The 13,208-nt window shown below is 59.6% G+C and carries 11 protein-coding genes and 1 other RNA gene; 4 read left to right on the top strand and 8 right to left on the bottom strand.

Going from position 1 to position 13,208, the window contains the following annotated elements; genetic code table 11:
• Positions 1–1,255 (bottom strand): glucosyltransferase domain-containing protein (locus tag OUZ52_RS04515; RefSeq protein WP_266157134.1); only part of this gene is annotated, 1,255 nt, incomplete at its 3' end.
• Between the two features lie 617 nt (positions 1,256–1,872).
• Here OUZ52_RS04515 and OUZ52_RS04510 point away from each other — a divergent pair.
• The 3 genes from OUZ52_RS04510 to OUZ52_RS04505 are packed head-to-tail and all read left to right on the top strand — an operon-like array spanning position 1,873 to position 6,050.
• Complete coding sequence (locus OUZ52_RS04510; protein ID WP_266157133.1) at positions 1,873–3,009, top strand: efflux RND transporter periplasmic adaptor subunit; 1,137 nt, start codon at positions 1,873–1,875, stop codon at positions 3,007–3,009.
• A gap of 22 nt (positions 3,010–3,031) precedes the next feature.
• Positions 3,032–3,640 (top strand): efflux RND transporter permease subunit, encoded by a 609-nt coding sequence (locus OUZ52_RS22840; protein ID WP_323135312.1) that lies wholly within the window; start codon positions 3,032–3,034, stop codon positions 3,638–3,640.
• Positions 3,555–6,050, top strand: coding sequence for an efflux RND transporter permease subunit (locus OUZ52_RS04505; protein WP_323135311.1), 2,496 nt, complete (start codon positions 3,555–3,557; stop codon positions 6,048–6,050). The genes OUZ52_RS22840 and OUZ52_RS04505 overlap by 86 nt, the downstream gene beginning before the upstream one ends.
• 106 nt (positions 6,051–6,156) lie before the next feature.
• Here the strand turns inward: OUZ52_RS04505 and OUZ52_RS04500 are convergent, their stop codons facing one another.
• From OUZ52_RS04500 to OUZ52_RS04485, 4 genes are read right to left on the bottom strand one after another with little or no spacing between them, the layout of a single operon-like run.
• The gene (locus OUZ52_RS04500) at positions 6,157–6,822 is read right to left on the bottom strand and encodes a DUF2894 domain-containing protein (RefSeq protein ID WP_266157132.1); all 666 of its coding nucleotides are present in this window, start codon (positions 6,820–6,822) and stop codon (positions 6,157–6,159) included.
• Positions 6,815–7,462: an OmpA family protein gene (locus tag OUZ52_RS04495; RefSeq protein ID WP_266157131.1), complete on the bottom strand. Its 648-nt coding sequence runs from the start codon at positions 7,460–7,462 to the stop codon at positions 6,815–6,817. The genes OUZ52_RS04500 and OUZ52_RS04495 overlap by 8 nt, the downstream gene beginning before the upstream one ends.
• Complete coding sequence (locus tag OUZ52_RS04490; RefSeq protein WP_266157130.1) at positions 7,459–9,555, bottom strand: DUF802 domain-containing protein; 2,097 nt, start codon at positions 9,553–9,555, stop codon at positions 7,459–7,461. Before OUZ52_RS04490 ends, OUZ52_RS04495 begins: the two co-directional genes overlap by 4 nt.
• A gap of 10 nt (positions 9,556–9,565) precedes the next feature.
• A complete protein-coding gene (locus OUZ52_RS04485) occupies positions 9,566–10,282 on the bottom strand; it encodes a DUF3348 domain-containing protein (protein WP_266157129.1) in 717 nt (238 codons plus the stop codon).
• A gap of 239 nt (positions 10,283–10,521) precedes the next feature.
• On the opposite strand from OUZ52_RS04485, the gene OUZ52_RS04480 reads away from it, so the two are divergent.
• Positions 10,522–10,812, top strand: coding sequence for a 6TM ABC transporter family protein (locus OUZ52_RS04480; protein WP_266157128.1), 291 nt, complete (start codon positions 10,522–10,524; stop codon positions 10,810–10,812).
• Between the two features lie 167 nt (positions 10,813–10,979).
• Here OUZ52_RS04480 and OUZ52_RS04475 read toward each other — a convergent pair whose 3' ends face one another.
• The 3 genes from OUZ52_RS04475 to smpB form a co-directional block, all read right to left on the bottom strand.
• A complete protein-coding gene (locus OUZ52_RS04475; RefSeq protein WP_266157127.1) occupies positions 10,980–11,945 on the bottom strand; it encodes a cation diffusion facilitator family transporter in 966 nt (321 codons plus the stop codon).
• Between the two features lie 304 nt (positions 11,946–12,249).
• Positions 12,250–12,602, bottom strand: a transfer-messenger RNA (tmRNA) gene (ssrA, locus tag OUZ52_RS04470).
• Positions 12,603–12,665: 63 nt separating this feature from the next.
• Positions 12,666–13,157, bottom strand: coding sequence for an SsrA-binding protein SmpB (smpB, locus tag OUZ52_RS04465; protein WP_114845932.1), 492 nt, complete (start codon positions 13,155–13,157; stop codon positions 12,666–12,668).
• Positions 13,158–13,208 lie beyond the last annotated feature (51 nt).

Genomic DNA, 13,208 nt, shown 5'->3' with positions numbered 1-13,208 from the left:
CATGGATGGGGTGACTGGTTGCAAACTCGGCCAAATCGTCGGCAAGACGCGTAGCGATCCGATCCTCGTAGTTCTTCTGTTCCCCTAAGGCGTTGCCGTAGGCGTTGGCGAAAGAGCACATGCCCAGGGCAAGCATGCCGGCGATGGACAGCGTCCATTTGTCGGACTGCCGCCATTGCAGAAGGGCGGCTTGCATAACAATCAACCCAGCGACCAACAACGCACCAACGCCCATGAGCACGCGCGGCGCAATCACTGGATCGAGTAGCAAAAGCATGGGGCCGAGGACACAAGCAAGAGCTGCCAGTGGCAGCAAGGCGCTGCTTGTGAACAGGGCTGTTCGAATCGAGGCCGGCTGGGCGCGCTGGACCTTGGCGGCGTAGTGGATGCCGACGGCCAGCGGAAAAAGCGCCAGTAATAGCAGGGCGGGGGCGAAATACAGCCACCATTGGGTGTTGAAGCTGTCGCCGATGAAGTGGTAGAAATTAACGATATTGGTTTTTATCTGCGGTAAATCATGAAGGTCATGGATTTTTTCGCTTTTTCTCTTGACCCAGCCATGGATATGTATGCCGATGGCAAATTGGTAAATGAGCATGCTCAGGCTCACCTGCAATGCGCGCGAGCATAGCTGCATGGCCAATTGCCGAGGTTTTTTTTCCTGGAGTTGCGCTATCACTAGATCCAATAGCGTAAAAATCAGATAGGCATTAATGGCCGGCTGATAAAAGTTCAAGCTTACGAAGAGCGCCAGAACACCCAGCCACCACCCACGGCGACTGCTTTTTAACGCGATCAATGGCAGCAAGGCGAAATAGATCGCCAGGCTCATGCTCAAGGCGTCGAACTTGTAAGAAAGGTTTTCCAGATAAAAAGGTTGCGCGCCTAGCGGGAACGAGACCAGCGCGGCCAGCCAGGGCGAGGCGATGGCATACCTTCGTGCAATCAGCACACCGATCCAGGCGAGGATGGCGATGGCACCTATTTGCGTGAGTGGCGATATGTCAACCAATGCATGGTCGTAGCATTGCAGCAGCTTCATCAGCAAGGTCGTTAGCGGCCGGCCGGTAGAATCCCAGCCGGTATGCCCGATAAGCGCTCGCTTCAAGTCATCGTTGTAATAACGATTCGCCCGTAGAATGGGAAGCAGCACCAGGACGTACAGCGCAAGAAGAATAACAAAGACGCTGGCATCACGAGGCAGATGGTAGGGCCGGGTGCCGATCGGATGGCGGTTCGGGAGCGAATCGTTCAAAACGAGCCACCTGCTGCTTGAGTGGAGCCTGGGTGCCAGCATTGGCAACGAAGATAATCATCCGCATGCTGAAAGCCATTGGGCTTAAACGATCCGCCGACCTAAGCTGCGCGCACGAGATGCTGCACCCGGCAACTTACGGTTTACTTAGCTCCGCAAGCGCTTTGCTGACGGCGATGTATAGACTGTGATGGCGAACGCAATGCATCCGGTCCTTGTGTTTCGTGAGCTTCACGTTGTTTTCATCGTTCTTCGACAGCATCGGTGCACAAGCAAGAAATCTCGATGATCCAGCACGCTGTGTGCTGGATCGCCGAGTAGCGGTGCGGCCCTCCGGGTTTTGCGTTGATTGGCACTGCCACGACTATCGATGCGCGGCGTAGAAGGGTGACTCTCACTGCGACAGTCATGTCATGGATGCGCTAGCAGTAGAGCCAGTTGCCTGTGGGTGCTTTGCCGATATACGCGGTGCACCGTCGAGCCTGCGGCAGGCGCCGGCGCCATACTCCAGCGTTGTGCCGCCGCCGCACTGCGACCGACCCTGGACTAATCAATGGGTAAGCGAGCTGGCGTAGGGTTTCACGGTTACCTACATGATCTGGGCGACCGGCGCACCCATGAAAAAATTTCTCTCAATGGCCGGGCTACTCGCGCTGGGCGCCGTCACTTGGTGGCTGCTGCAAACTCGCGGCTCTATTCCGCACGCTGCTGCCGCGGATCTTTCGCCAAAGAACGCGGTTCCCGTGATGGTGGCCAGCGTCGAGCGGCAGGACACCCCGGCGGTGATCAGCGCGATCGGTACGGCGCAAGCCTATAACAGCGTCACTGTGCGGGTACGTGTCGACGGACAGCTCGACAAAGTCGCCTTTACCGAGGGGCAAGAGGTGCATCGTGGCGATTTGTTAGCCCAGCTGGACCCGCGTCCGTTCGAAGCCCAATTGCGTTCGGCGCAGGCGCAGAAGGACAGGGACGCGGCGCAGCGCGCCAATGCCGAACGAGACCTCGCGCGTTTTTCCGATCTCGCCCATCGCGGTGCCGTACCCGTGCAAATGCTCGATACCACGCGCGCGCAAGTGGAGCAGCTCAAGGCTACCGTCGAGATGGATCAGGCGCAGGTCGACAATGCGCGCATCGCACTGGGCTATACCACCATCCGCGCGCCCCTGGATGGTCGTACCGGCGCACGCCTGGTGGATGCCGGAAACATGGTCCATGCCACCGATAGCAACGGACTGGTGCTGATTACCCAGGTGCACCCGATGACGGTGAGTTTTTCATTGCCGCAGGATCAACTGCCCGCGCTACTGGCCAGCCAGCATAAGGCGCCGCTGCGGGTTACCGCCCTGAGCCGCGATGCCAGCCAGCCACTTGGCGATGGGGTGATCAGCCTGATCGACAATCAAATCGATTCCGCTACCGGCACGATTCATTGCAAGGCGACTTTCGACAACGCGGCCAACCTGCTTTGGCCCGGTCAGTTTGTGGTTTTGCACGTGGTGCTCGACGTGCATCGCGATGCGCTCACTGTTCCTGCAACGGCCGTGCAATGGGGCACGGATGGCAGCTACGTCTTCGTCATGACCGATAAGGACACGGCGGATCTGCGCCATGTCGACGTCGCCTTCAGTGAAGGAAATCGCAGCGTGATCGCCCGTGGCCTGTCGCAGGGCGAGCGGGTGGTCACAGAGGGGCAATACCATCTTGAGCAGGGTACGTCTGTACGGGTGATCGATCGACAACCCACCGTAAAGTGATCTGACCAGCCGTAGGGGCATCATGAATTTTTCAGCTGTATTCATCCGGCGGCCGATCGCCACCTCGCTGCTGATGCTGGGTGTATTGTTCTTGGGGATCATGGGCTACGCGCAGCTGCCCATTGCCGGGGTTCCCCAGGTCGATATTCCGACCATTTCCATCGATGCGTCGTTGCCGGGGGCGAGTGCCGAGACCATGGCTTCGTCGGTGACCGCACCGCTGGAGCGTGCGCTTGCGGTGCTGCCCGGGGTCACCTCGCTGACCTCGACCAGCTCGCTCGGCTCGACTTCCATCGCCGTGCAGTTCGACCTTTCGCGCAGTGTCGATAGCGCGGCGCTGGATGTGCAGACGGCCATTAACGCGGCCTCCGGTGATTTGCCGAAAAACCTGCCGCACCCGCCGACCTTCGAGAAAGCGAACCCCGCCGACGCGCTGCTCATGACGATTGCGGTCTACTCCGACGTGATACCGCTGGGTAAGGTCGATGACTATGTGGAGAATTATCTTGCCCCCGAACTGACGCGGATCCAGGGCGTCGGCGTGGTTGACTATCACGGCCAGCAGAAACCGGCAGTTCGCGTGCGCATTAACCCCGACGGTCAATGCGCCCAAGGGCACGCTCAACGGTGAGCATCAGGCCGTGACGCTGGATGCCACCGATCAGGTTGTCGATGCTGATGGTTATGCCTCCCTGGTCGTGGCCTATCGCCATGATGCGCCGGTGCGACTGCGCGACATTGCCAGCGTTGTCGCCAGCGCCGAGGATATACGCCAAGGCGCCTGGGTCAGCGGCCATCAGGCAGTGATGATCGATGTGCATAAACAGATCGGTTTCAATATCAACCAGACGGTTGCGCGGATCAAGGCCGAACTGCCGCGCCTGACTCATGATTTGCCGGCGTCCATGCATATGATGCTGCTCGGCGACCGCACGCAAACCATTCGCGCCTCGGTGGTCGATTTGCAATTTACGCTGCTGCTGAGCGTGGTGCTGGTGGTGCTGGTGGTGTACGCATTTCTACGTGATGTGCGCGCCACGCTGATTCCGGTGGTGACCATACCGCTGTCCTTGCTTGGCACCATGGCGGTGATGGAGGTGCTTGGCTACAGCCTGGACAATGTGTCGCTGATGGCCTTGACCGTGGTTATCGGTTTTGTCGTCGACGATGCCATCGTGATGCTGGAAAACATTCTGCGCCACATCGAAGACGGCCAGTCGCCACTTGACGCGGCGATCAAGGGCTCGCGCGAGATCGCCTTCACCATTGTGTCGATGACGGTCTCGTTGGTGGCGGTGTTTATCCCGCTATTGTTCATGGGTGGCCTGGTGGGGCGGCTGTTTCGCGAATTTGCGGTAACCGCCGGCATCGCCATTCTCATTTCCGGGGTGGTTTCGCTGACGTTGACGCCCACCTTATGCGCGCGTTTTCTCAATCGCCAAACGGCACACGGGCGTGGCCGCTTTCACCAAGCCGCGGAGCGCGTGTTCGATCGTCTGCTTGCCATTTACGCGGCGGGTTTGCGCCAGGCATTGATTCATCGAAAGCTGACGTTGCTTGTGGCGGGATTGACTCTTGCAGGCACCGTGGCGATGTACATCGCCATTCCCAAAGGCTTTTTTCCGCAGCAAGACAACGGCCTGATCGGTGGCGTGACCGAAGCCTCGCAAGATATTTCCTACCCCGCCATGGTCGAGCGCATGCACGCGCTCGCTGCCGTGGTTGAACGCGATCCCGACATCCAGCATGTTTACTACTGGGTTGAAGGTAGTCCATCGGTCAATATCGGTCGCCTGCTGATTGACCTCAAGCCGTTCGGCGAGCGATCGACCTCGGTGTACGAGGTTATCAAGCGATTACGTCCGCAAGTGGCCAAGCTGTCCGGCATTTCGCTTTATCTGCAGGCGCGGCAAGATCTGCAAATCGGTGCGCGCACCAGCAAAACCCAATTTCAATACACCTTGCGCGATGCGAACCTCGACGAGTTGCGGCACTGGGCGCCGATCATGCTCAAGGCGCTGGGTGATATTCCGGTGATCCAGGATGTCGCGGGCGATCTGGAGCCGGTAGCGCCGCGACTCACTGCCGTGCTCGACCGCGACACGATGAGCCGCCTGGGCATTACCCCGCAAATGGTGGACGACACCTTGTATGACGCGTTCGGCCAGCGCCAGGTCGCTACGTTTTATACGCAGCTCAACGTTTATCGCGTGGTGCTGGAGGTCGGCTCGCACTATCAGCTTGATGCGAATGCGCTGCAGCGGCTGTATATGACAGCGTCGAATGGTCAGCAGGTGCCGTTGGCCTCATTCATTCGACTGGAGAACTCGACCGCGCCATTGACGATTAACCATGATGGCCAGTTTCCGGCGGTGACGCTGTCGTTCAATCTTGCCCCAGGGCATGCACTGAGCGAAGCGATTGCCGCTATCGATATCAAGGGTGCGGAACTGGGCAAGCCGGCCGGCTTGACGGCTGTGTTCCAGGGCTCGGCGCAGGCATTCCAGGCGTCTTTGTCGAATCAGCCTTTGTTGATCGCCGCGGCCTTGCTGGCCATCTACATAGTCTTGGGCATGCTCTACGAGAGCTATATCCACCCGCTGACGATTCTGTCGACGCTGCCGTCTGCCGGCATCGGCGCTTTGGGTGCGCTGATGATGTTGCAATACGATTTTTCCCTGATCGCCTTGATTGGGGTGATTCTGCTGATTGGCATCGTCAAGAAAAACGGCATCATGATGGTCGACTTCGCGCTGGCGGCAGAGCAGGAGCGGGGGTTGCCAGCAGAGCAGGCCATCTACGAAGCCTGCCTGTTGCGTTTTCGCCCGATCATGATGACGACCATGGCCGCCTTGCTCGGCGCCTTGCCGCTGGCCTTCGGTTCCGGGGCGGGGGCGGAGCTACGGCGCCCGCTGGGCATAGCCATCGTCGGCGGCTTGCTGATATCCCAGGTACTCACCCTTTATACGACGCCGGTGATCTACCTGCTGCTGGATCGCTTCAGTACGCATCGTGCGCGTAGCGCCGTGGCTGCATCGTGAGGGTATTCAAACCTGCGTGAATCTTTTGCCGGCGCTAGCGACAAAGCCGAACCCTGGGTGGACCGGCCTCATCTAGCTCGGTCGCGATGGTTGGCATAGACCGAGCTCACTCATGGCGCTCACGCGGCTTGCGCCGCGCGGGTTTTTTGGTGCTCTGCGCCTGTGGCGCATCTTTGGCCGCCAAGCCGCGGCTTTGGTTCATGTGTTCTATCCATGACAAGGCGTCGACGTAAGACAGAAACTGCTCGAGATACCCTGGCGATAGCTCGCGCATAAGCGTAAGCGATCGGTGTACGAGGTTGCCTGAGTTGAGCGGGCCGGCATTCGTGGGTATTTGCTCCAGTGCCTGCCGCACTTGGTTTTCGGTACGGGCTTTGGACCAGATTTTCTTGAATTCAGCCAGCACATCCAATTGGGGAAAGCTGGAGGGGCTAGCGGCCGTGTCAATGGCGGCGAGCGGGTCGCCACGCGCTGCCGCCTGGCTAGCGATGTGATCGACCAATTCGCCAAGCGCTCCACGAGCCGGTAAGTCGAGGGCTGTCGTGCTCCGGGTAGGGGCGATTTTGGATGCGGCTTTTTCGAGATCGTCTGTATAGGCCTCGATCAATACCGACAGCCTGTGCTCCAGCACGCGTCGCGCCTCGCCGTCATGGCTGGCCACGCGCATGGCCAGCGCCTCGATGAAATGAAATCGAATCGGATTCAGGCGATCGGCGTGTCGTGCCCGCCACGCGTCGAGCACCACTCGTGGACTTGTCCCGTGGTCACTCATGGCTTGCCGACGTTGCCGTCGATGGCTTCGGTATGGGGGTGATCTCCACTCGCCGGTTCTTGGCCCGTTCCTCGTCATTGGCATTCGAGCTGACGGGTTGTTCTGAACCGAAGGCAGCAGCGAATACCGAGGAGGCGGGAACACCTTCGGCAATCAAGGCACGAGTCACGGTCAATGCGCGCTCCGCCGATAGCTCCCAGTTGTCGGCGAATTGGCGATTGCTCTCGCGTACCTGCCGATCATCGGTGAAACCACTCACCATCAGGATTTCATCGCGCGACTTGAGGTAGCCGGCAAGAGGGCCTGCCAGGCTTGTCAGTACGTCGCGCCCTTCGGGCTGCAGCTGATCGGAGTTCAAGGCGAACAACACGCTACCGCGAATGCCGATGTGTCCGTTGACGAGGGTTACCCGACCGGCTGCCAGCGGAGCCGCGAGCGCCTGTTCCAGGGTCTTGCGGCGTTGTGCTTCGAGCTGTCGTTGCTTGGTCTCTTCCTCAAGCCGGTTCGAGAGTTGCAGCTGCACACCGATGACGCCCACCAAGATGAGCACGAATGCACCCAGCAATACCGACATAAGGTCGCCAAAGGCGGCCCAGATGGTTGCCGTCGACTCCGCTTCGCCATCCAGTTCGTCGCTCATGCCGTTTCGGCCCTGAGGGATGCCTGCTGATCGGCCAGCTGTTGCATTTCCTCGATGATCTGTTTTTGCGACAGCATGCTTAGATCGATAACCTCTTTGGCCTGCGCGACGTAGTACGCCAGCTGTTCGTCGCTGCGAGTGAGCGATTTGTCGAGCGCGGTTTCGATACGCTCCAAATGGATGATCAGCTTGTCGTTTGATGTACCGAACAGCTGTACGGCGGTTCCGAAGGCATCGCTCAGGCTTGCCACCTCGACGGCTCCGCCGGTGACTTGCACGGCCGCCGCGCCGAGCTTGGCGGTTTCAGTTTCGATATGCTCGCTGAAGCGGCTGCTGACGCGATCAAGCAGGTCCGCCGATGTGGCGACCAGCGTGTCGATGGCAGTCCGTTGCTCGGTAGACGCATGGTTCACGGCGTTGAGAAGGGTTTCCAGCGTGGCCAGCAGGTGGCTTCGTTCCTCCAGCATCGCCGTGTCGCGGGCCATGCTCTCGGAGAGTTTCTGGCGTAGCTCGGCGACGATCTCGGCCGCAGCCTTGGGCGCTTCCGAGGCGACCTGGACCAGCCGGGAGATCTCGGCAATCGTGTCGCTGGCATGTGCCTGTGTCTGTGCCGAGATATCGGTCGCGGTCTGCGCTAGCGTGTCGCAAATCGCCTGCTGTTGGCTCGCGGCCTGCTGGCCTGCTTTTTCCCAGTGGTCGCTTAGCGCCGTGCTCATCGAGCCGAATGTCGTTGCCCAGCTCGCCAGTCGTTCCTGGTCGCGCGCTTCGAGCGCTGCCTGCAGGTTCACATGGGATTGCTGCACGACGTGGACCAGCGATGTCGCATGCTCCTCGATGGTCGCAGCTGCCACGCTCAACGCTTGCTGGTTGCGGGTCGCAAGCTCGTCGTTGACGCTTTCTTGCCGCAATAGCGCATGGTTCCATGCCTCACTGACGCTAGCTGCCGTGGTGTCCAGGCGGGCGAAGACGCCCTCCAATAATCCGCTCGATCGGTTTTCGAAGATCTCGGTGAATTGTTCAAGCGAGTTGCGCTGGTCTCGGCTAAGCCCTTCGTTTGATCGCCGGTGTTCCACCAGCGCCTCTGCCCAACGATCCGCCACCATGGTCGTGGTCGTTTCGAAGCCGGCCGACAATCCCTCTAGCTGCTGCTGTACGGCGTGGGTGACCGTGTCGTGCAGTAACGCGGTCTGGCGTGCGAGGTCCGCCATCGTGGCCTCCATGACGGGTTGCAGCGCCGTGCCGGCGGCATGGGCGCTTGCGCTGACACTCTCTTTCAACGACGCCTCTACAGAGGCGGCGAGGCGTGTGTAGGTAGCCTCGGTCTTGGCGTGGAAAACGTCATGGCTGACCATCTGCCGCTCGCTTGCAGAGATACTCTGCTGCTCGATAGTCGTCATCATCAGCTGCAGGCGATCGATTAACGCAGGCATCATCTGAGTCTGTTGCTGAAGAAGCTTGAAGGCCTCCTCGCGCTGATGGCTTTGCGAATAAACGCGTAGTGTCGTCGCGATCTTCAGATCCAGTTGCTGCACCGCATAGAGCCGCTCGCGCCGGCATAGCGCCGAAAGCAGTCCAAGCATGGCCGAGCTGGCCACGCCGGCTATCGACGTGCCGAACGCAAACCCTAGCCCTTTCACCGGCGCGGCGAGAGATCCGCGGATAGCCTGCAGATCGGTCGCACTCTCCAGGGCCATCCCCGTGCCTCTGAGGGTTGCCATCATCCCCAGTAGCGTGCCGAGCATGCCAAGCAGGACGAGCAAGCCAACCAGATAAGGCGTCAGGGCCGGCACGGGCAAGGCCACGCGTTCGCCCTCGATGCGCAGGCGTGTCGCGTTGCGCAGGCTGGGCTGCAAGCGGTCGAGCCAGGCACCCAGGTTGACTGGTGCGGCGGACAAGTCTGTCACGGCGCGCGCCAGCGTAGAGGTGGCCTGCCGATATCGATATAGCTCAAGGGCACCGGCAAGGTAGCAGGTGATGATGAGCGTGGAGACGGCCAGCGCCAGCGGATTGGATCCAACATAGCCAGTGCCAATCCAGCACACTGCGCCAAGGCCCGCAAAGAACACTGCGAGATTTACAAGATTTTTGAACATGACTACCCAGTTAGCTGGTGCGAAGCGCTGCGAGCAAGCCTTCGACCGGTTGAAAACGAACATCCAGTTCAGCGAGCAAGACGCTCTGCATGTCCTTGCGAAACACCTCCAGCCAAGCGCCGGGCGTTGGTGTTGGTATGCCGTCCGCTACTTGCGCATCGGCCAGCGCCTGGTGCTCGGCCTGGCGTAAGCGTTCGAAATGTTCCCCGAGTAGGGCGGGCACGCTAGCCAGCAGTGCCTGCTCTCGCGGGCTTAACGCAAGCTCCATGGCCGCATCCACGTCCGCGAGTCGGAGCATGTCGACCGAGCTCTGGGCGAGTATGTCCCGCAGACGGCCGCGCAGATGGCCGGTGGCCGTCTGCATGGCCCGCTGCAAGGCGAGATAGCGCTTACGAAAGACCTCGTAATCCTGCTCGGCGGGCTCAGCCTCATATCGCGTTGCGGGAGGGCTTTCACCGCCAGCAGTCATGGCGGCACTCAACGAGGCGCGCACACGAGCGCACTCGGACTCCTCAGCGTTGCCAGGGGCTACTGCGCCGGTGGCCAACGAAGACGGTTTGCCATCAAGCGCTGTGGACAGCGTGATGGCGTGAGTCCAGTCGAGCCAATGGCTTAGACGGTCTGACAACGATTGTCTGGACGGGGGGACGTCAACGTCCGTCAAGCGAGCGAGCAAGCGGATAAACGTGGGGCCACGGACCATCGTCCGTTGAGAAGCTTGCACCATAACTACTGGCTTAAAAACTGGCTAAAAACAGCATTCTACACGCTAACCGGGTGGGGCGGCCGCCGGTCGGTCAGCGGATGGGCAACCGTACGATCTTGGGTGCATCGCTAGCAGAATAAGCGTTGAATTGCATCTTTCGCTGTTTGTCAGTCCGGTGTTTTTTAGGCTGTGCCGGCCACGGCGCACGAGCGCGAACGCAGTTGGCAAGAGATCCACGACATCGGCGACTTGGCGTCCAGGTGGCAAAGATCAGTGCTGTGCTCGGGCCGCTGATCAGCCTGTTACTCACCGCGGCGATTCTGGTCATCCTGATCTACGGTAGTTCGCGGGTAAGCAGCGGCAGCATCAGTATTGGCGCGCTCATGGCTTTTATCCTCTACATCTTCAACGTCGCCTTGCCGCGGATCCAGCTGACTACCTTCCTGGAAGATTTGCAGAAGGCCAAAGGTGCCTCTACAGGGATCGCCGCGCTATGGCGGGACGAGGAAGAGCTGACGTCGTCCCGGAAATTCGTAGCCATTTATAAGTAAAGGTGGGCTTGCTTCCGACTCCTGGAGGAGGGGCGCAAAGGCGCTGAAGAAGTCGGGGTATACCAAAGAGCAGATGGCCTATTGCCAGCGCCTGACCGAGTTGGGGGAGTGCGGGTCGCCAAGCCAGCGACAGGTCGATGGCGCCGCAAGCGTGATGATTTGATCGGTCAGGTGGGGTAGTGTTTCTCGTCAGTGCGAGATTCAAACGCGCAGTTCGCTGACTCGATTTGACCGACCGCGGCGTGATCGGTCTGCAAGGTGGTATGCGTGATGTCGAAGCGGTCGTGCAACATCGCCTCGATGGTGCGCCGCACGTCGTGGCAGTCGATATCGTGGTCGACATAGATGTGCGCCGACAGCGCCGGCATGCCCGAGGTCACCTCCCATACGTGTAGGTCGTCCAAGCGGGTCACCGCTGGCACGGCACGGATTGCTTCGGCAATCTCAAGAGGGTCGAGGCCGCGCGGTGCAGCCTCCAGAAAAATGCGCCCCGATTCGCGTACCAATCCGATGCCGGCTTTGAGCATCAAGCCTGCCACGACCAGGGTGGCGATGGAGTCCACACGATTCCAGCCCGTCCACCAGATGATGCCGCCAGCAATAGCTGTCGCGATGAATGCATAGAGATCGGTGAGTACGTGCTGGAAACTGCCTTCTACATTGAGGCTCTGCCGGTTGGCTTTGCTCATGGCCCACACCGCCAGCAGGTTGACGCCGATACCAACCACGGCGATCACCGTGACCAACTGGCCTTCTACGACAGGCGGATCGATCAGTCGACGAATGGCCTCTATGATGAACCAGGCTGACAGCAGTAACAGGGTCACGCCATTGGCCTGCGCACTCAGGATTTCCACGCGTTTGAGACCGAACGTATAGCTGCCAGTGGCTGGTCGTTTGGCCAAGCGCATGGCCACCAACGCCAGCCCGATGGCGCCCACATCGGTAAGCATATGGCCGGCGTCGGAAAGCAATGCCAGCGACTTGGCCATGATGCCGATCACCACTTCGACCGCCATGAAACTCAGCAGCAATAGCAGCGCGATGATCAGATACTTTTTGTCGGCATCGGCCGCCACAGCGTGGCTGTGGTGATGTTCGTGATCGTGTTTGTGCGGCTCTGAAGTGCCCATCGAAGTCTCCTGCGAGGCGATTCACCTTATGTGATTGCCACCGCGTTATGTAATGACATCGAGAAGGGTGTGCGGGAGTAACCCCATATCTTCAGTCAGCGCCGTTGGCCGGTTGGGGGCGATCGACGGTGCTCTTGTAGACCTGGCTGGCCACGCTCACGCCGAGCTAGAAGTCCTGGCGCGCTGCCCAGATGAATTCGTCAAACTCATGGCCAGTATCGGAAGGTACTGCGCAAGAAAAAGGCCGGAACCTTTGCTGTTGCTAGGGTTTCCGGCCTTCTTGTTACGTCCGTGGACGCTTTATTGGTGGAGGTGGCGGGAGTCGAACCCGCGTCCGAAGGCGTTTGACGCCCGGTACTACATGCTTAGCTCACCGTTGAATCTCATCCCGCGACAGCACGATGTGCGAAGCGCATCGAAGGACCAGCCCGCTTGATTTGACCTAAGACCGACAGGCGGCAATCTTCGGCGATCCCGTGATAGTGACCCTACATCCACGAGCACAGGCACAAGTGGGTTCGGGGCTAAGCCTTAAGCGGCTAGAGCGTAGTTGTCGTCGTTGGCAACTATAAGTTTGCGGCTGGTTTAACGAGGAAAGCTGCCCCCTCGGCATGCACCAAACTATCTCACTACCCCCGTCGAAGCCATGACACCCCCGGGGAAAAACTGCTGGAACCGGCGAAGTATAAGGGATCGCGGCGCCGGCGTGTTGCTTGCTACTTAAGCCGCGCGATTGTGTGATCGCATGGTTCGCTGCTTTTCGCGCTGCCAGTCGCGTTCTTTCTCGGTATTGCGCTTGTCGTGCTCTTGTTTGCCGCGCGCCAAGCCGATTTCCAGCTTTACCTTATTGCCTTTCCAGTACAGCGCCATGGGGATCAGAGTGTAGCCCTTGCGTTCGACTGCGCCGACCAGCTGGTCGATTTCTTTCCGGTGCAACAGCAGTTTGCGGGTGCGCCGATCTTCGGCAATGACGTGCGTGGATGCGCTGATCAGCGGCGGGATCGAGGTGCCGACCAGGAAGATTTCGTTGTTTTTGACGATGGCGTAGCTATCGCTGAAGTTGATCCGGCCCGCACGCAATGATTTCACCTCCCAACCCTGCAAGGCGATACCCGTCTCGTAGCGTTGGTCGATGTGATATTCGTGACGGGCGCGCTTGTTGAGCGCGATCGTGCCGCCACCTTGTTTGTCTTTGTCCTTCGCCTTGGCCATGTCCGTTAAACTTCGGGCTATATGCCCTGCTGGTGATCCGGCCAGAGAGGG

The organism is Dyella silvatica (assembly GCF_026283955.1).
Taxonomy (GTDB): domain Bacteria; phylum Pseudomonadota; class Gammaproteobacteria; order Xanthomonadales; family Rhodanobacteraceae; genus Dyella_C; species Dyella_C silvatica.
This window is presented reverse-complemented; position numbering and strand designations above follow the sequence as displayed.